The 19,816-nt window shown below is 53.9% G+C and carries 15 protein-coding genes and 1 pseudogene; 6 read left to right on the forward strand and 10 right to left on the reverse strand.

Annotation, left to right across the window (positions count from 1 at the left end):
* Positions 1–62: 62 nt before the first annotated feature.
* The 4 genes from NQ495_RS06715 to NQ495_RS06730 form a co-directional block, all read right to left on the reverse strand.
* Positions 63–734 carry a bifunctional 4-hydroxy-2-oxoglutarate aldolase/2-dehydro-3-deoxy-phosphogluconate aldolase gene (locus NQ495_RS06715; protein ID WP_009133720.1) on the reverse strand — a complete coding sequence of 224 codons (672 nt, stop codon included), beginning with the start codon at positions 732–734 and terminating at the stop codon, positions 63–65.
* Between the two features lie 170 nt (positions 735–904).
* A complete protein-coding gene (locus NQ495_RS06720) occupies positions 905–1,945 on the reverse strand; it encodes a sugar kinase (protein ID WP_009133719.1) in 1,041 nt (346 codons plus the stop codon).
* Between the two features lie 116 nt (positions 1,946–2,061).
* Entirely contained in the window at positions 2,062–3,465 is a 1,404-nt protein-coding gene (uxaC, locus tag NQ495_RS06725) for a glucuronate isomerase (RefSeq protein WP_009133718.1), read from the reverse strand.
* A 362-nt stretch (positions 3,466–3,827) separates the two neighbouring features.
* Positions 3,828–5,093 (reverse strand): ATP-binding protein, encoded by a 1,266-nt coding sequence (locus NQ495_RS06730; protein ID WP_009133717.1) that lies wholly within the window; start codon positions 5,091–5,093, stop codon positions 3,828–3,830.
* Positions 5,094–5,275: 182 nt separating this feature from the next.
* Between NQ495_RS06730 and NQ495_RS06735 the strand changes: the two genes are divergently transcribed.
* A complete protein-coding gene (locus NQ495_RS06735) occupies positions 5,276–6,784 on the forward strand; it encodes a porin (RefSeq protein WP_009133716.1) in 1,509 nt (502 codons plus the stop codon).
* On the opposite strand, the gene NQ495_RS06740 is transcribed toward NQ495_RS06735, so the two are convergent.
* Positions 6,781–7,296 carry a DNA-deoxyinosine glycosylase gene (locus NQ495_RS06740; RefSeq protein ID WP_040294440.1) on the reverse strand — a complete coding sequence of 172 codons (516 nt, stop codon included), beginning with the start codon at positions 7,294–7,296 and terminating at the stop codon, positions 6,781–6,783. The two genes, NQ495_RS06735 and NQ495_RS06740, sit on opposite strands and share 4 nt — an antisense overlap.
* A 327-nt stretch (positions 7,297–7,623) precedes the next feature.
* On the opposite strand from NQ495_RS06740, the gene NQ495_RS06745 reads away from it, so the two are divergent.
* From NQ495_RS06745 to NQ495_RS06755, 3 genes are all read left to right on the forward strand, one after another.
* Positions 7,624–10,347, forward strand: a complete 2,724-nt coding sequence (locus tag NQ495_RS06745; RefSeq protein ID WP_009133714.1) for a glycoside hydrolase family 2 — start codon at positions 7,624–7,626, stop codon at positions 10,345–10,347.
* Between the two features lie 94 nt (positions 10,348–10,441).
* Positions 10,442–11,818: a Gfo/Idh/MocA family oxidoreductase gene (locus NQ495_RS06750; RefSeq protein WP_009133713.1), complete on the forward strand. Its 1,377-nt coding sequence runs from the start codon at positions 10,442–10,444 to the stop codon at positions 11,816–11,818.
* A 56-nt stretch (positions 11,819–11,874) separates the two neighbouring features.
* Complete coding sequence (locus tag NQ495_RS06755) at positions 11,875–12,912, forward strand: sugar phosphate isomerase/epimerase family protein (RefSeq protein WP_009133712.1); 1,038 nt, start codon at positions 11,875–11,877, stop codon at positions 12,910–12,912.
* An 84-nt stretch (positions 12,913–12,996) separates the two neighbouring features.
* Here the strand turns inward: NQ495_RS06755 and NQ495_RS06760 are convergent, their stop codons facing one another.
* Together NQ495_RS06760 and NQ495_RS06765 are read right to left on the reverse strand one after the other, a co-directional pair.
* Positions 12,997–13,566 carry a DUF4251 domain-containing protein gene (locus NQ495_RS06760; RefSeq protein WP_009133711.1) on the reverse strand — a complete coding sequence of 190 codons (570 nt, stop codon included), beginning with the start codon at positions 13,564–13,566 and terminating at the stop codon, positions 12,997–12,999.
* A 183-nt stretch (positions 13,567–13,749) separates the two neighbouring features.
* Positions 13,750–14,952 carry an MFS transporter gene (locus tag NQ495_RS06765; protein ID WP_009133710.1) on the reverse strand — a complete coding sequence of 401 codons (1,203 nt, stop codon included), beginning with the start codon at positions 14,950–14,952 and terminating at the stop codon, positions 13,750–13,752.
* Positions 14,953–15,349: 397 nt separating this feature from the next.
* Here NQ495_RS06765 and NQ495_RS06770 point away from each other — a divergent pair, with 397 nt between their 5' ends.
* The gene (locus NQ495_RS06770; protein WP_009133709.1) at positions 15,350–16,165 is read left to right on the forward strand and encodes a PI-PLC domain-containing protein; all 816 of its coding nucleotides are present in this window, start codon (positions 15,350–15,352) and stop codon (positions 16,163–16,165) included.
* A 294-nt stretch (positions 16,166–16,459) separates the two neighbouring features.
* Here NQ495_RS06770 and NQ495_RS06775 read toward each other — a convergent pair whose 3' ends face one another.
* From NQ495_RS06775 to NQ495_RS11815, 3 genes and pseudogenes are all read right to left on the reverse strand, one after another.
* Positions 16,460–17,539, reverse strand: a complete 1,080-nt coding sequence (locus NQ495_RS06775; protein ID WP_009133708.1) for a linear amide C-N hydrolase — start codon at positions 17,537–17,539, stop codon at positions 16,460–16,462.
* 339 nt (positions 17,540–17,878) lie between these two features.
* On the reverse strand, positions 17,879–18,322 hold the full coding sequence (locus NQ495_RS06780) for a hypothetical protein (protein WP_009133707.1): 444 nt from the start codon (positions 18,320–18,322) through the stop codon (positions 17,879–17,881).
* Between the two features lie 116 nt (positions 18,323–18,438).
* A pseudogene (locus NQ495_RS11815) lies at positions 18,439–18,534 on the reverse strand (DUF6808 domain-containing protein); the annotation flags it as partial.
* Positions 18,535–18,835: 301 nt separating this feature from the next.
* Between NQ495_RS11815 and NQ495_RS06785 the strand changes: the two are divergent.
* Complete coding sequence (locus tag NQ495_RS06785) at positions 18,836–19,501, forward strand: thiamine pyrophosphate-dependent enzyme (RefSeq protein WP_009133706.1); 666 nt, start codon at positions 18,836–18,838, stop codon at positions 19,499–19,501.
* The last annotated feature ends 315 nt before the right edge of the window (positions 19,502–19,816 follow it).

The raw sequence follows: 19,816 nt of genomic DNA on the forward strand, positions 1-19,816 counted from the left end.
TTCGGGTATGCGGCGAATCAAAATTTCATCTCCCGCCGTCCCCGAATATCGTTCAGTCCGCGCTATTTGCGGTATTTGGCGATGATGGCGAGCGACTCCCGGCACTTATCGGAGACAGCGCCCCAGTTCTTGGCGGCGATCACATCCGACGGGAAAAGTTTCGAGCCCATGCCCACGCAAGTAACACCGGCCTTGACCCATGCCGAAAGATTCTCTTCGGTAGGTTCCACCGCACCGGTCACCATCAGCATCGACCACGGCATCGGGGCCATCATATTCTTGACAAACGACGGACCGCCGACATTGCCGGCCGGGAAGATTTTGCAAAGATCGCACCCGGCCTCCTGGGCAAAACCCACTTCCGTTACCGAACCGCAACCGGGGGTGTAAGGAATCAGGCGGCGGTTGCACACCTTCGCCACATCGGGATTGAACAGCGGACCTACAACGAAATTAGCTCCCAACTGAATGTAGAGCGATGCAGTGCCTGCGTCGACGACCGAACCGACACCGAGAATCATCTCGGGACACTCTTTGGCGGCGAACTTAATCAGATCGCAAAACACCTCGTGGGCCAGATCGCCGCGGTTCGTAAATTCGAAAGCCCGTACGCCGCCATCGTAGCACGCCTTGAGGACATTTTTCGAAATTTCGATATCCTTGTTATAAAACACGGGGACCATGCCCGTCGAGGCCATCGCCGAGATCACCTCTATTTTTGAAAACTTTGCCATTTTGCTTTTGCTCCGTTAATTTAATTGATTCTTAATTCTTCCTGCACCGTTGCTATATCGTCGGCCAGCGGATATTCCGAAGCCTTGACCGGAAATCGTATGCACAAACTCCGCAAACAGGCCAAGGCGTGTCGCTTACCGGAAACCGGCACGGTACCCTCACGACTTCATTAACGCGACACACGGCCCGAACCGTCGCCCTTCATCAGGTTCTCCACCTCGGCAACGGTAACCATATTGAAATCACCGTAAATCGTGTGCTTGAGGCACGAAGCGGCTACCGCGAAATTAAGCGCCTTCTGGTCGTCGCCCGTATAGGTGAGCAGACCGTAGATCAGGCCGCCCATAAACGAGTCGCCACCGCCCACACGGTCCACGATGTGCGTAATGTCATACGAAGGCGACTGGAAAAGCTGTTTGCCGTCCCAGAGCACACCCGCCCAGGTATTGTGGTTCGCGTTGATCGAACCGCGCAGCGTGATGATCACCTTTTTGGCACGCGGGAAACGCTGCATCAACTGCTTGCAGACCGATTCGAACTCGGCTGCCTGCACTTTACCACCCGTTGCGGTAACGTCGAACCCTTCGGGTTTGATACCGAACACCTTCTCGGCATCCTCTTCGTTGCCCAGAATGACATCGCAGCCTTCGACCAGCGCAGGCATTACCTCGGAGGCTGTTTTACCGTATTTCCACAGGTTCTTGCGGAAATTGAGGTCCGTCGATACGGTAATTCCCATCTTGTTGGCAGCCTTGATCGCCTCGAGGCAGACATCTGCGGCTCCCTGGCTCAATGCGGGCGTAATTCCGGTCCAGTGAAACCAGTCGGCCCCAGCGAGCACCTGTTCCCAGTCGATCATGCCCGGCTTGATTTCGGCAATAGCCGAATAGGCCCGGTCGTACACCACTTTACTCGGACGGGCCACTGCGCCTGTTTCGAGAAAATAGATGCCCAGACGGTCGCCGCCGTAGACCACATGCGAAGTCCCCACACCGTACTTGTGCAACTCCTTGAGGCAGCTCTCCGCAATGTCGTTCTTCGGCACGCGGGTGACGAATTCCGGTTTGAGTCCGTAATTGGCCAGCGATACGGCCACATTCGCCTCACCGCCGCCGAAAGTGGCGGTAAACTCTGTGGCCTGGCAAAAACGCAGGTAGTCCGGGGTTGCCAAACGCAACATGATCTCTCCGAAGGTTACAACTTTCTTCATTGCTCTTTTCTGTGTTTTATTTACTATATCGGTTCGTTATCTTTATTCATCATCCTCAGCGGTCGTTTGCCAAACGATCCGAACCGTTCGCGGTTCGTTTCGGTAAAACCCGTCCGTCAAAACCCGAAATAATTTTTCGCGTTGTGATACGAAATGTCCTCCACCATGCGGCCGATCCACGCCATTTCGCTGCGGGGCAGCCGTCCGCTTTCGACATCCCGCCCCAACAAGTTGCACAGGATACGGCGGAAATATTCGTGCCGCGGATAGGAGAGGAAGCTGCGCGAATCGGTCAGCATTCCTACGAAACGACCCAACAATCCCAACGACGAAAGCGCATTGAGCTGCTTGGTCATTCCGTCCTCCTGGTCGAGGAACCACCAGGCCGCACCGTACTGTACCTTTCCCACCGTGGGCCCTTCATTGAAATTTCCCGCCATCGTGATCAGCACTTCGGTATCTTTCGGGTGAAGGTTATACAAAATGGTTTTGGACAACTTGCCCGCACGCGCCAGGCGATCCAGGAACCTATTGCCGGCTGCCGCGCAAGGTTCTTCGCCGATCGAATCGTAACCGGCATCCGGTCCCAACCGGTCGAACATCCTGGAATTGTTATTGCGGATCGCTCCGACATGGTACTGCTGCGTCCATCCGCTCTCGTCGTCCATCAACGCGAGGTCGAACAACAGGCCGCTTTGGAATTTGGCCGTCTCCCCGGCTGTCAGCGCTGTTCCACCGCGTACTTTGGCAAAAATCTGCATCAGGTCGCTCTCCGTGTAATCGGCCGCTACGAAGCCCCCCAAACCGTGATCGGAGAGCCGGCAGCCCATCCGGTCGAAAAAGTCGTGACGGACATGCAGTGCATCGAGCAGTTCCTCGTAAGTACCGATGCTCATATCGGCAGCGGCTTCGAGCCTGTCCAGATAAGCGTTATAGGCTTCGGGGTCGGAAACCGCCGTTGCCTTGTCGGGCCGCCAGGCAGGCAGGACTTTGGTCCCGAAACTGCTTTCGGCGATACAGCGGTGATACTCGAGCGAATCGACCGGATCGTCGGTCGTACAGACCACCTCGACATTACAGCGCGTCATTAGCCCCTGTGCCCGGAATCCGGGTTCCGCAAGCCGGGCGTTGCACGCTTCGTAAATCTCCCGGGCCGTCCGGGGACTCAACACTTCATCGATGCCGAAAATCCGGGCCAGCTCGAGATGGGTCCAGTGATAAAGCGGATTGCGCATCGCATAAGGAAGCGTTCCGGCCCATTTCTCAAATTTCTCCCAATCGGATTTGTCACCGGTAATATAGGCCTCTTCGACGCCGTTGGCCCGCATTGCACGCCATTTGTAATGGTCGCCGCCGAGCCACGCCTCGGTAATGTTCCCGAAACGGCGATTCTCCGCGATCATTTGCGGCACGAGGTGGCAATGGTAATCGATGATCGGCATCCGGGCAGCATGTTCGTGATACAGCTCCCGCGCCGCATCGTTCTCCAGCATGAAATCCTCTCCGATGAACTTGCTCATGACGCACAAGGTTTAAGACCCCGATAAACCCGTATAAAACAGGCCCGAACTCCACCGAAAACGGACGGAAGGCAGCCTGTGCGGGCATTATCAAAAGTCAAAAATAGCGATTTTTTTGGACTTACCCCTTTTTGCAGAAGAATATCAGCCGATTTTCGTCCGCAGCCCCCTCGGGGAAGCAGCTTTGCCACCCAGACCAACTCGAAAAATAACATTGAAAACAAAAAACAGATCGACAGCAGACCGGCGGCAAACCGAAGCAGCCCCCACAAACCGGCAGGAATCCCGGCGACAGGCAGTGCCGATACTCCATTCCGGCGAACGGCTCCGCATCCTTGTGCGAACCGGGCGCCCAGGAATTTTCACTCACTGAGGAACGTATCCGCATCGATGATTTCGATTTCCCCTTCCTCCACCGGAATCCGTTCCGAACGGCCGAGCGTCACGATCAGCCCGCGGCGCTGCCCTCCCTGGCGCATCGCCTCGGAAAGCCCTTCGATCTTCATTTGCATCAGGTCGGGATCGTCTCCATCGTAACAAGCCTGTATGCAGCCTGCGATAAAGCCCTCTTCGGCCACGACAAAGTCACATCCTCCGCATTCGGGCGTATAAAAAATCGCATCGTATTTCCGGGCGAGGTGATTATGGATCATGGTCGCAAAAAGCCGTTCGCGGGAAAGAGATTCTTCGGGCGACAACGCCGCAGCAAGAGCCGTATCGACCGCATACACTTTGCGGGGATTGACGGCCTGCCGGCCCGGCGTCGTCCCGAGAATGGGGACGAACGCGACCAGACCGGCCCGTTCGAGATGCTCCATATGTTCGGTCACCGTACTGACCGATTTTACTTTCAACTGGTTGCGAACCGCATTGGCCGTTACCCCGCCGCCCGTAGCCGTGAGCAGGAAAAGGGCTATGCGACACAAGGTCACCCGGTCACGCACTCCTTTGGCTATCAGTACATCCCGGTTAACGATCAGGTCATACAGCGACAGCAGCGATGCCGTGCGTCCGGGCCTGCAACATTCCGGGAAGGCCCCCCGTAACAGATACTCTTCGACCGCCTCTTCGCCTCCCCGCCGATGCACGGCCTCCAAAAACTCAAGATAACCGAATAACCCGAGCCTGCGCGGGATAAACAACGAGGCGGATACGACAGCCTCCTGTGCTGCCGCAGAGCCGGCCAGCTGCAGGTCCGTCCCCTCCTGCCGCGCCTGCTGCACGGCCAACAGCGTATCGAGCGACACGGTCGCCACCACTTTGATCCCCTCGGCAAGTTTCGACCCGATAAACCGAGCCCATCCTTGGGCATAATCCACTTTGTCGAGCAGCAAAATACCCTTGCCCGACTCCGCAACCAAGGCGGAAAGTTTATCGAAATCACCACTGTCGAATCCGGCCAGCCGCGCATCCGAAAAATCGGTATACCACGCCTGCGGATAATCGTTTTGCAACATTTGCAGCAGCAACGTACTGCGACCGCTGCCGCGGACACCGCCGATCAGCAACGCCTGATCGGTCAGGTAAGGCATCGACGCAAGTATTGCGCGCGGCATTCCGGCAATTCGATCATCGAGGTTTTTACGCTGCCGGGCTACGATCCGGGCCAAGGTCGTCTTCGGTATCATCACAGAAAAGAATGGTTCTGTTGCAAAAATACAATTTTATAGTTTACAAACAAACATATTTATACTTTTACATCATCAACCCGTTTTAACACTCCCGTAACAGCCGTTTAACATTCCGGTAATATGGATTTAAGAATTTAATCATACATTTGCGCAAAATCTTTTCAAAAACAGATGCCGCAATGAAAAGGAATCTGCTGATCCTGTTGGCAAGCGCAGGGATAAGCGTTGCCGGACTAACCGAAGCGTCAGCCCAGAACGAGAACCCCACGCTCAGTCCCGACACCCTCCGGGGAATCGCCCTTTGGGGGAACAAATCACACCAGAACAATCAAGATTCAGGCTCAAATAAAGAGAACGAAACCTTTTTATCCGGGGCTGAAGGCATAAATTCGAAAAATCTCACCCTTCCTGCCCAAGAAAATTCCCCCGCAGGCAATCGAAACCCGGAGGAAGGTACACATGCGGGCGGAAGTCCGAGTGCGAATCGGGGTCAGGATATTCCGGCAGCAGCCACCGGCATGGAACCGGGCTGGAACCCGGGAACACCGGAAAGCGGCCCGCAAACGCCGACGACCAACGCATCTATTCCAGCGCAGCAGGCCAGCACAAAAAATGAAAGCGAGGTTTCTTATGTCCCTCGTGTAGACGGGGCGGTGAAAGCCAAGCTGGAAGTAAGCCTCAACGACGGCGAGTACCGGTTCAATGTCCGCAACACGCGATTCGGCGTTTCGGGCAATGTGAGCCGGAACATGTTCTACCGCATCCAGGTCGACTTCAACAACGAGGGCAAGCTCAGCATCCTCGACTCCTATGCCGGATACCGTACCGGCGGGCTCGATATCCGCCTCGGGCAGCAGCAGTACCACTTCAGTACAGACCTCGACCGCGGACCGACGGCCAGTCTCTTTGCGAACCGTTCGTTCATCGCCAAATACCTGACGAGCTACTACGGCAGCGAACTGTCCGGAGACAAAATCTCGCATTATGTCAAAACGCTCGGTTCGCGCGATCTCGGCATCATGGGTACCTATACATTCACGAAACAGGTTCCGCTCAAACTCTTTCTGGGCCTGTTCAACGGATCGGGAATCAACAATCCCTCGTGGAACAACAAGATCAACATAATCGGCCGCGTCGAATTCGGTCGCGCGGAAGGGTTCCGGGCCGCTGCGAGCTACTACAACGGCTCGGCCCCCCGGCATGCTTTCGTGGTCGAGCGAGACGGGGTATCCTCGCAGGAGGAACTGAACCAGAAAATGAACATGGTGGGAGCCGAACTTCATTACGTCACGGGGGGCTTCTTCATCGAAGGGGAGTATGCGCGGCGCTACCTCAAAACGAAGGTGGACAACGACGATATTCTGAACACCACCATGACGGCCGCACTCATCCACAGCTACTACCGGTTCGAAATGCCCCGCCGCTTCGTGATGAGCTACATCGCCCCGATGGTGCGCTGGGATCTGGGCAACAACATGGACTACCTCAACACCGCGAACACGGTGCGCGAAACCGTCGATGCGAACAGGATCACAGTCGGGATCAACTTCGGCTTCGGCAAAAAGCTCGTCAACTCGGAAATACGCCTCAATTACGAAAAATATTTCCTCAAGGAGCGGCCCGGCGACTTCAGCAAGAATAAACTGTTGCAGGATAAGTTCACGCTCGAAGTCGTAGCGGCATTTTAGTACCGGAGATACTCTTCCAGCGGCCGCCACCTTTCCAGCTTACGTTCGAAAGGCACGGCATGCGCCGGGCTGGTCGAAGGCAGATGCAGATATGGGTATCCGGGATGCCCTCGTTTGATACACCACGCCTTCAACTCTTTTTCGACGTGGCGTTTGAAAAGGCGGTAAGCGGGCTGGCCATTGAATGCAATCGCACGAATAGCCGGATGATGGGCCAGCAAGCCTACGATCTCATTGGGCTCCTCCCTGCAGATATTGCTGTCGAGACTCCCTTCGCGTTCACAGCACCGGCAGACGTCCCACAATGCGATTCCCGCGCGCAACAGCATCGCCTTGCGCAGCCCGTACTCCTCCGGCAGAGGTTCCCCCGCCAATGCCGCGACCAGACTCCAGAAGGCATTGCGCGGATGGCCGTAATACTGCTGTTTCTGCAGCGACATCACTCCCGGCATCGTTCCCAAAACCAACACCCGGCTACGGCTATCCGCCACCGGATCAAAACTTTGCAACATATCGGTTCCATCGTTAAATTCGACCCTGAATCCGGCAGCCTCCCGCTGACATGCCGAAGGCATACCCACGCCGTTGCAATCCTCTCCATAGCTGTCGGAAACCACCGCCCCAAACCGTGATGCCGGGGACGCTCCGCACAGGACCATAACGGCAACGGCGGAAAGCCTTTCCAAAAATACAAAAAATCCGAGAGCCCGCCCCTGCTCCCGTGGCACAGTTTGCAGTTCTCACCCGAAAACCCTATTTTTACAAATATATTTCGACACGACGCGTACAGAAACCGCGCCTGCAAGCGTTTATTCTACCAAACCCAAACCTGGAAACAGATGAAAAAATTCCGTATTTTCTGCTCTGCTCTGCTTTGCCTCAGCTTCGGCCTGGCAACGGCACAACCGGCCAATTATGCCTTCGACCCGAACCGCATTTACCTCGATTCGAAGGAAGGGCACGGCGGAACAGCTGCATGGGCGATGAAAAAAGCAGGCGACGTATCGCTTCCCGCCGAACAGCTTTCGATGCCCGGCAAAACAACGACGGACTGGATGCCGGCCATTGTCCCCGGAACAGTACTCAATTCACTCGTATTCAATAAAGTTTACCCCGAGCCTTACTACGGTGTAAACAATAAGCTCGACAGCAACCTGATCCCGGACCTGAGCAAAGCGGGCCGGGATTTTTACACCTATTGGTTCCGTACCGAATTTACGCTCCCGGAAAGTTACGCGGACAAACGGGTCTGGATGCAGCTCGACGGAATCAACTACCGCGCCGAGGTGTGGCTCAACGGCAACCTGCTCGCTACGATGGACGGCATGTTCAAGGATGAGCGGATCGACATTACGGATTTCGCGCAGCTGGGCAAGCCCAATGCACTGGCCGTCAAAGTTTACCCGGTAGACATGCCCGGTACGACACGGCAAAAACCCTGGGGAGCCGCAGGCGAGTTCTTTAACGGCGGGGACGGCAACATCGGCCTCAACACGACGATGCTGATGTGCGTGGGATGGGACTTTTCGTTCCTCGACGGTATCCGCGACCGCAACACCGGAATCTGGAAAAGCATCTCGATTTATACCACGGGCAACGTCGACATGCGTCACCCGTTCGTGAAATCGGAACTCAGCAAGCCAGGATACGACACCGCCCGCGAAGAGGTTTCGGTCGAGCTGGTCAATCCGACCCCCAAACCGGTCAAATGCCGTGTCGAAGGTGAAATTACCGGCACCGGAATCACTTTTGCCAAAGAGACCGAGCTTTTCCGGGGCGAGAACCAAAAGGTTACTTTCACCGCCGACGAGTTCCCGCAACTGGTCATCGACAACCCGCGGTTGTGGTGGCCGCGCTTCAAAGGCAATCCAGAACTTTACGAACTGAAAATGCGGGTACTGGTGGACGGCACAGTTTCCGATTCGGCCAAAACCCGCTTCGGCATCCGCGAAGTGACTTACACGAACGATACGCCTGACAGCTCGCGCACTTTTATTGTCAACGGACACAAAATCTTCATCCGCGGTACGAACTGGATTCCCGAAGGGATGCTCCGCACCTCGGACGAGCGCACCTACGCCGAACTGCGCTACACCCGGCAGTCGGGTATCAACCTCGTTCGCTTGTGGGGCGGCGGGATCGCCGAATCGGACTACTTCTACCAGCTTTGTGACGAAATGGGTTTACTGGTATGGCAGGAGTTCTGGATGACGGGCGACACGAAACACCCGCAGGACCAGGACCTCTACCTCGCCAATCTCGCGGCTACGATCAAACGGCTGCGCAACCATCCGTCGGTAGCCTATTATGTCTCTTCGAACGAGAGCACCGAGACTTCGGGCTCCCGCGAACTTATGACCGCCCTCGACGGCACGCGCGGCTACCAGATGCAGTCCGAATGCGACGGTGTGCACGACGGAAGCCCCTACAAGCAGGTCAACCCGATGCAGCACTACGACAATACCGCCTCGCCCCGCGGCAGCCGCATCGACGGATTCAATCCCGAATACGGTGCCCCGACCACCCCGACGATAGAGGTACTGCGCGAAATGATGGACGAAAAAGACCTCTGGCCGATCAATAAACCGGTGTGGGATTATTTGGACGGCGGCGGATTCCACCTCGTCGCATCGCTGTACAAAGACCTCGTGAACCAATACGGCGAAGCGCGCGACATCGAGGATTTCGCCGAGAAGGGACAGTTCGTCGGCGCAATGAACTCCAAGAGCATCTGGGAAAACTGGAACTACAACAAACTCGGCTACGGCGACCGCTACTGCTCGGGATTGCTGTTCTGGTACCACAACTGCCCGGTACGGCAGGTAGCCGCCCGGATGTGGGATTGGTCGCTCGAACCCACCGCATCGCTCTACCACACGCAGAACGCACTGCAACCGCTGCATGTGCAGTTCGACTACCTAAAAAACACCGTCTCGGCTTGCAACGACTACTACCGGGCTTTCCCCGGCTATAAGGTGACCGCCGAAGTATACGACCTGAACAGCAAAAAGGTATGGAGCCGCACGGCTGCGATCGACCTGCCCGAAGACGGCGTGGTGAACGATGTCTTCAAGATTGACTTCCCGGCCAATATCACCCCGGTGCATTTCATCAAACTGCGCCTGTACGACGAACGGGGCAAAGAGGTATCGGACAACTTTTATTGGCGCTCGACGAACCGTTACGAAGGCCCCGAAACACTCACCGGCCCCACGACCGCAGGGTTTGAAGCGATTTCCGACCTGAAACCGGCAAAGGTCAGCGCCCGTTATGCCCAGCGTACCGACGAACAGGGACACCGCTACATCGACGTAACATTGCGCAACGGCGGCCAAGCGCTCGCTTTCTTCACACAGCTGCAGCTGCTCGATGCCGGAGGCAAGCCCGTACGCCCCTCTTTTTACACGGACAACTTCTTTTCGTTGCTGCCGGGCGAAAGCAAAACGGTAACGATCGAAGCGCTGCCGGGTAAACTCCCCGACAACGGAAGTTCGCTCGTAATCAAGGGATGGAACCAGCCCCGCCAGCAGTTCGACCTGAAATGGGACGCAAAAAGACTTTAAATCGGAATGAGGTACATTCCAGGATTTCATCGACACCGGCCCAAGAACCGGTAACAGCAAGAATACAAAACCTAAAGCAGATAACAAACAATCCATGAAAACCAAAAACAGCAAGAACACCCTTTCCCGCCGGGATTTTCTGAAAAGTTCGGCTGTCGGCGCACTCGGCGCAGTTATAGCCCCTTCACTGATCACTACCGGATGCTCCTCTTCCGATGAGAAGAAATATCCGAAAGCCGTCGTTCCCGAATTGTTGCCGCAGGCGCCCGACGGACGGCCGCTGAAAGCGGGCCTGATCGGATGCGGCGGCCGGGGTACCGGTGCCGCCGTCAATTTCCGCGATGCCGGCAACGGCCTGACCGTCACAATGCTGGCTGACATTTTCCCCGACAAACTCGACGCCTGCCGCAAAACGCTCAAAGGGAAGGGGATCGAGGTAACCGACGAAAACTGTTTCCTCGGTTTCGATGCCTATAAAAAGGTGATCGATTCGGATGTGGACGTCGTTTTGCTCTGTACACCGCCTGCCTTCCGTGCCCAGGAGTTCGCCTATGCCGTCGAAAAAGGCAAACATGTTTTCCTCGAAAAGCCCTGTGCGGTCGATCCGGTCGGAGCCCGGTCGATTCTCAAAAGCGCCAAAATCGCAGAACAAAAAGGGCTGTCGGTAATCAGCGGCACGATCCGCCGCTCGCAGCGCGACTGCATCGAGACTTACCGCCGCGTAGCCGAAGGGGCTATCGGAGATATCGTTTCGGCACAGGTGATCCGCAACGGCGGTACGCTGTGGCACAAAAAGCGCCAACCGGAATGGAACGACATGGAGTACCTGATGCGCAACTGGCCGAACTTCTGCTGCGTATCGGGCGACATGCCGACCGAACAATTCATCCACGAGATCGATATGATGTCGTGGTTCCTCGGAGACAAAAAACCCCAGCGGGCAATCGGTTACGGCGGCCGGCAGAGGCGCGTATCGGGCGACGTATACGATTTCTTCAGCATCCAGTACATCTACGACAACGGGATGCGCACAAACTGCGCCTCGCGCCAGATCGACGGCTGCGACAACGAATTGAGCGTCATGGTATACGGCACGAAGGGATCGACCAACTGTTTCGATACGATCTACAATCCCGACGGCACGGTCGCATGGCAGTACCCCAAACCCGCACCGGAAGATCCCGATCAGACCTGGGCGGTCAAAGACCCCTACGTCCAGGAACATATCCGGCTGGTGACGGCCATCCGGAACAACGAGCCCCTGAACGATGCCGAAACGCACGTACAGTCGGTTCTGATGGCCATCATGGGCCGTATGGCCGCTTATACCGGCAAGAGCGTTACATGGGATGAGCTGATCGCTTCGGATCTGAAAATCACGCTCGATCAATACGAATTCGGCCCGATTCCCGGCGGGCTCAACGAGGTGGTTCCCAAGCCCGGGACCGACTCCGGCAACGAGCAGGCTTAAGGCGCAAAGGCTCCGGCAGCGCAAGCTGCCGCATAAACCATTAAAAACGACCGTGTATGAACCGCAGGGATTTTATCAAAAAAGGATTGCTGGCCGCCGGTGCGGCATCGCTCGTCCCGTTGGAAGGACTGGCGGCTTTTACCCCGGAAACGGCACCGGAAGGAGCATTCCACCCGGCAAAAGGCCCGACGAATGCGCCGCAGGATGGACGGATATCACCTCCGGAGGCAGAAGCGACCGTCCCTGCAGAAACTTCTCCGGCCGGAGAAAAAGCAACTCCGGGGAGTGCTGGCCGGAGATTCCTGAAGTCGATGATGTGGGGCATGATCGGGATGAGAGGAAGCAGCGTCCTCGAAAAATGCGAAGCCCTGAAAGCGGCCGGATTCACCGGAGTGGAGCCTTACAGCCATCAGGACCGGCAGGAGATGCTCGAAGCCATGCGCCAAACCGGACTGAAAGCCAGCAGTGTTTGCAACGCAAAACACTGGTCCTATCCGCTTTCGTCGCCTGACAGCGGCATCCGCAGGCAGGGCATCGACGCTCTCCATACCGCGATCGAAGACGCCCGTTTTTACGGTACCGACGCTGTACTGCTCGTGCCCGGGATCGTGAACGGCGAAGTAAGTTACGACCAATGCTGGACAAGGACAACCGAATGCCTGAAAGAGGTGCTCCCGGCCGCGGAGCACGCGGGAGTCCGGATCGGTATCGAAAACGTGTGGAACAATTTTCTGCTCAGTCCGCTCGAAACGGCACGCTACATCGACCAGTTCGACAGCCCCGCGATCGGGGCATATTTCGATGTCGGAAACGTAATGGCATGGGGGTGGCCGGAGCAATGGACCGATATTCTCGCGGGAAGGATCGTCCGCATCCACCTAAAAGATTTCAGCCGCAAACTGGCAGATGAAAAAGGGCGGGGCCGGGGATTCGACGTTCCGCTGGGAGAGGGGGAGGTCGATTGGCCGCGCGTAATGGCGTCCTTGCTCCGGAACTATGACGGCAACTGGCTTACCATAGAACACCAGGGAGGCGATACGCCGGAAGGGCTGGCCGAACTATCCCGCCGTTGGGACCGGATCACCGGAATTTGAAGCGAGCCGGAGAATCCGTCATCGCCCGGTATTTGCTTAACATGTCGAAACACGGACAGAACCAAAAAACGACAATCCGGGCGATCAATAAGGCGCCCCCTCGATGACGGCCGAACCATCATACGGAATCAACTTTCCTTCGAGCGTGACCCGGTTCATGTTGAAGTTGGGAAGTACGGTCACACTAGCGCTGTTGTTGCCGGGGAAAAGCGTAATCTCGACCGCTGCGGAGATACCGATCCCCACTACATTCATATCGAAAAAGACATATCCTTTTTTATCGGTCCGCATGGTGATATCCGAAGCCGTTCCCTGAACGGTAATGCCGCCCAAACCGTTCATTCCGGCCGACGCGGCATTGAAGCCCACCTGTACGGTGGCCGTTTCGCCGTTCAGCGAGACAAAATTCGTGGTAGGATCGACCAGAGCGACCTGTCCGCCCCGCAACATCATGCGGTCGGTTTGCATCATAAAAAAGCGTTTGTCGAGGGCCTGCACCGCTTCGTTGTGATAGAGCCGGTCGAGGGCCTGACGCTCCTGTTGGCGCTGTGCGCGTTCCGCTTTGCGGACCGCCTTGCGGTTATCGGCCGTTTGTGCCGTGACTCCTGTAAAGAACAAGCCCAACAGGCCGACCAGTATCATATTCCGTATCATATCGTCTGTGTTTTAAATTTGCGCATCGCATAGGCTATACACCGGACATCCGTACCAATTATCAGCGTACAGATCCCGTGTACGTATTTCGAACAATCGCCGTGCCGCAAATGCATGGCCAATACGCCTCCGCGACAAATTTCGCGGCGGCTGAGGCATAAATATTCACCACAAAGTCAGGCCCTAACGCGGAACCTTTTTCAGATCGGGCAGGAACCACGTCACCAGACCCAACAGCGGCATGTACGCACAGATATTATAGACCGCTTCGATTCCGTAATGGTCGGCCATGTCGCCGAGCACGGCCGACGCAATACCGGCAATACCGAATGCAAACCCGAAAAAGAGCCCGGAAATCAATCCCAACTTGTTAGGCAGCAACTCTTGGGCATAGAGCAGGATCGCCGGGAAAGCTGACGAGAGCATGAACCCGACACAGAAGCTCAGCACGACCGTCCACGCCAGCGAGACATGCGGCATCAGGATACTGAACGGCGCCGTCCCCAGAATCGACATCCAGATTACATATTTGCGGCCGATACGGTCGCCGATAGGCCCTCCCATCAGTGTGCCGGCCGCCGTAGCCAACAGAAAGACAAACAGAAAAATCTGAGATTGCTGTACACTGACGCCGAACTTGTGCATCAGGTAGAAAGTGTAATAGCTGCTCAGGCTGGCCATATAAATGTATTTCGAAAAGATAAGCGTCAACAGGATGGCGATCGCAAAAAATGTCCGCCCGTGAGGAAGCGGCATGGGGGCATGCCGGACAGCATTGGCAGGGCGCCATTTGACACGCCGCAAATAAGCCTTGTACCAACGGCAAACCGGGATCATCACCAGAATCGCGACAAACGCCACGATTGCAAAGTAGGCGATGTTGTGCCGCCCGTAAGGAGCGACCAGCAGCGCCATCAGTAACGGACCGAACGATCCGCCCAGATTGCCGCCCACCTGAAATACCGATTGGGCGAACCCGCGCCGGCCACCCGAAGCCAACGACGTGATCCGGGAAGCCTCGGGATGCAGTATCGAGGAGCCGACACCGATCAGGAAGACCGACACCAGTACCCAGTGCAGGTTCGATGCAAATGCGAGGTTAAGCAACCCGACCAGCGTAAAACACATCCCGGCAGGCAGCGACCAGACAAAAGGACGTTTATCGAAGAAAAGCCCCGCCAACGGCTGAAAAACCGATGCGGCCATCTGGTAAACCAGTGTAATCAAGCCGATTTGCCCGAAACTGAGGGCCAGATCCTCTTTGAAAAGCGGATACGAGGCTGCAAGCAGCGATTGGAGCAAGTCGTTGAGACAGTGAGACAAACTCAGTGCGATCAGCACAGGCAATGCGATCTCGGAAGAGGTAAATTGTGATCTGCGTATCATGGGTATATTTCCATCTGCGGTTACGATCGGGCCCGGAAAGCGGCACAGCGCAAAACACAAACGCGTTCGGTGCGGACGGAAAGCGCCGCAAAGGTACCCCGATATTTCTGATTTCAATACCGCCGACCCCCGAATTTTCAACTCATCCCGGCAGTCGGGAGCCCGGCAATTCTAACCGGAACGACCGGCCTGGACGAATCGCCGGATCAACCGGAAGCTTTCGGTGCCGAAATTCGGGGTTCAGAACGATGCGGCGTTTAGAATACAGTCTGAAATCAGAGGCCGTATACCGGAAATTTATTACTTTTGTATGTGATGCTTTCATTGTCACGGTTCAACTGTTTCTGAAAAATTTTACAACGCGAACCCGCATACATCCTACTTAAAAACGGCTCAAATGACTCGTATTTCTTTCATTTTCCACTCCTTTTCAGGCAGATTATGCCTGATGCTGCTGACAGCCCTGCTTTGTTCCTCCTATTCGGGAAGCAGAGGCGTCCAAATCCATTCCCACAACGATTACCAGAAAAACATTCCCTTCTACCGGGCTTATTCCCAACAGGTAAATACCATCGAAGCGGATATCTATACGGCTCCCGCTTCCGACGATTTGCTGGTGGCACACGATGTTCAGGAACTCGACACCGCACTTACACTGGACGAGATGTACCTCGACCCGCTGGTCTTCCTATTCAAGCAAAATCAAGGGCGCGCCTGGCGAGGTTCGGAACAGATACTCTCACTGATGATCGACCTGAAAACTCCGCTCCATCCGACTATCGACCGGCTGATCGCCAAACTGGAAAAGCATCCTGAGGTATTCGATCCCGCTGTCAATCCTTATGCCGTCCGAGTCGTGATCACAGGCAGCCGTCCCGATCCCTCTGCTTTCGGAGAGTTCCCGCACTTCATCTCCTTCGACGGTTTTATCGACGTGGAATACACGCCGGAACAACTCGAGAGGGTGGCTCTCATCAGTGAACCGTTCTGCCGATATGCAAAATGGAAAGGAGGCCCCGAGCCACTCCCTGCCCAAGAGAAGCAGGTGATCGAGCAACTGATTGCGAAATCCCACAAAGCGGGTAAACCTATCCGTTTCTGGTGCTCTCCGGATAACGCCGTTGCCTGGGAGACTTTCCGAAAACTGGGAATCGACATCATCAATACCGACCAACCGGAAGCCTGCACGCTCTATTTTCAGCAGAATCCTTAACTTAATATAATCTGCGAGAGTCGGATAGCATTAAGGATCAAGACCACGAACGCCCCTCAAAAGCACAAAAGCCTCTGATTGTTGTCAGAGGCTTTTTTATCGGGTGATCCCGGGGCGGTTCGAACGCCCGCCCACAGCATTAGAAGGTTTACCATAAACAAGCTATAATATACTAATTGGCATATACGTAGATCATTTATCTATTCCGTCAACAGTCCGTCAACTTCTGCGATCACCGTAAACCAACTTGTAATTATCCATCCTGCTTCACGTCACAATCCAGTCACATAAAATCTACCGTATCGTTAATGTCTCAACGGATTGATGTTTCGTTTCATCGAGTGGAACACTGCGGTACTTTACCCGACTAAAATCGATTTGCCGTAAATCGATACAACGGATCGCACTGTTGTACATAGTATTGTAATATATCTTTCTGTTCATCAGATCTGCCGCTGAGGTCCACTGTGTAGCACTAGGAATGTCCGTAGGGGGCTCTCCGGCAGAAAACTCAATACCGATAGGAATCTCGAAACTGCCCAAAATCCGGAAACATTGCAGGACGGTCTGTAAAGCCGAATCCTGTCGTGGGGCTGAACTTTGATAAAATGCTGCGCGGACGAAACGAGACGGAGGTGTAACATCGCCCGGAATACCGAGAAACCCGCTCCCGGCTCCGAAAGGCACAAGTTCGGTATCATGACCCAACCATTGCGCTGTTGTACTACCTGAACGGAGATTGACATAGTTATTCAGGTTCGTCATTTGCCAGTCGAATCCGGGGGAATTGGTCAGTACCCCCAACTTATTCTCGTAAAAACGGGGTTGACCGTTTATAATTTCCAATACAACCTGACGCCCCGATACGTCGGCAAACCGCCAATGAACGGTCGAAGCACGCGGGTCGATGGAAACTACACGTAATTCACGAACTGCAGCTTCCACCTCTTCGACCGTACGACAACGCCCCAATATCCAGGGAACCAGTTGTAGATCGGCAACAGTTGTAGATTTTTGTTGTGGATCATACTCCGGATATTGACCATAGCCGGGAAAATAGAACAATCCGGCCGAAAGTCCAGCCTCATTCATTCCTTCGGCAACGAATATTTCCTGTTCCACCGCAAAACCGACATAACCGTATTGCGCTGTAAACAATGTTCCCTGTTTTCCGCCTGGTAAAAGTATTGGTTGCGTATATCCTCTCGGCACAACCACATAACGGCTATTTAGATTACTTCCGCCCCATTCGATCGTACGGGCGAGAACACGAGCCCCGTCCTTGGAGACCAAAGTAATCCCCGTACAAGCCCCGGCCGGCTGGGACCAGCCAACGCACATTACCAGCAAAACAACAAATAAGCGTCTGATCATTGAGCTATGAGATTTAAAATTAATTGATATTACGTTAATCGTCAATTATATTGCCAAACTTTCACTTTCAAGCTCTGTACAGCTTATCAGAGTATGAAAACCTTTGCAGACTATTCCTTACTTAATCCGCATCCATCACGGCCTTGTTCGTATTTGCAATATTCGATACTTAATTATGCAATTATACATTGCATTTCAACTGATCAGCGGTTGAATCCGATTCGCGCATGTAGATTCCGGTCGCGGTTGTGATCGAAATCTGCCATCTACAGGCAAAAAATTAAGCCACTCTTTGAGTGGCTTAATGACAGAACGTTATAATCTATATAACGATCGTTATTACCGGGAAGCAATACCGCGAATGTTGAAATAGAAAATATAATTGGGATTTGTTGATGTCACCCGAATCATACTCCGGTCGACATAGCTGTCAGAAGTTAATGTACAAGCAGCTGGCTCTGAATAACCATTTCCTCCGTCAATCATTTGGACCCACACTGTAGCATTGTTCTCTGACGGTGTAGTTACATTATGAATGTATACATCGATTTGGTCAATGCCGTACTGCCAGGCATTGGGACAATGGAATTGGACGCAGTTTCCCTCGTAGCGATTTCCGTATTCATCGTAAGACACCCCAACAAAAGAAGAAAAAACGAGATCGAGGGTAACTACTTCCAATTGAGTGTCAGAAGATGCCGTTTTAATTTCCGAAACATCACTTGCGTTAACGAACGTAAAAGACAGAAGAGCACAAACAAATAAAAGAATCAGTTTTTTCATAATCGTTAAGTTTTAGGTTATCTATTGCAAGATAATATAACAAAACTTCAAATACAAGTACCTGAGCCATAGTAATTAAAATAAATATTTTTAAAAAATACAATTTAACATTGTATCTAAAGCACAATAAGGTCATACTGCACCCTTACCCCTATATACGGTTGTATGCCTTTCGATGTTAAAGCCGCCCCGGCACTCACGCCGATCCCCCAACCAACTGCTCAACAATGTTGGCGACCAGAACCGTGAACAATACCGTAGAGTATCGGTATCATGAAATCCATCAGGGCTATGCAAGCAAACCACCAGGCGATATTCTACTTTGGCATACAAAGCATTTGAACAAGATGATTTCATATCGAAGCGGGGAGAGTGCGAAGTGTCGTCATGGCGATGTTTTGCATTGAGTACTGTTCTGGAATAAAAAATGGCATATTCTTTGAAAATCGATCGATAACGGCGGGGCCGCCTGTCCGATAATACCAGAATCTATACTATATAAGGCACGCTATTATGAAACGAACTGATACCGATAAGGGAAATCCCCATGCAATCTCGTCGAATTATATCGCTCGGTGGGTCGACCGTAACGTCGAGCAGAGTTCCGTCATTATGGTCGATCGGAAAATCGTTACGGACTGCAGAATCCAAAGTTCACGAAAAAACGACAGGCGGGATATTATCGTATCCGAAGGGAATACGCTCGCCCAAGCGGTCGACTCGGCATTGGCCTGGCCGGAAAGGAGCATCGTGGTGTTATGCAGCCGTGCCGACACCTCTTCGTTCGGCCGGTATTTTTCCATTATCGTCCGGCACCGCCTTCCGATCAAGATCGTGGTTTTGAATTCCCTCTCCGGGGGATTATGGCGGTTGCTGGCTGAAATGGCCGGACGGGAAAAGTGGGAAGCCGACCTGTACGACACCGATTTCGGAGCTTTCGCCCAGGTAATGGGCATGGAGGGGTTCTCTCTGTCCGATCCGGCGAAAGCGGATGAAATGCTCCGACGCATGTTCGAAATGGAAGGACCGGCTTTGCTTGATATCAAAACCGTTTCCGCAGGTTCGAGTGCCCGAACCGACAGAAAGGAAGCAAACGTTTCCCGATTCACTCCTGCGGCGCTTCCTGCCCGGAAAGTATGGCGGAACCGGCACTTCGACGGAAAAAGAATCGGCCGGTGAGAGTGCTCTTCGCACCTTAGTTCTCCCTCTTCTTTCTTCAATTAATATATTTTCCACCGTTTCCCGGTTTCGGGGAACGGTTTTTTATGCAATTCGTCAGGGGAGTGATCCGCCTGGGGTAAAATACAAAATCGGCATTATTTTTCTCAGGTAACTATACGCAGAATCTTCCAGACCACCCATACCCACCACGGCACAGCCCTTTTCGCTTTTACAATGTCTGATGCCTGATTTTGCAATTCTACATTGCATTTCGCCCGATCGGCGGTCAAATCGATTCGTGTGCGTTAGTTTCACTCTTTACAGTAAAAAGGT

The organism is Alistipes indistinctus YIT 12060 (genome assembly GCF_025144995.1).
Classification (GTDB): domain Bacteria; phylum Bacteroidota; class Bacteroidia; order Bacteroidales; family Rikenellaceae; genus Alistipes_A; species Alistipes_A indistinctus.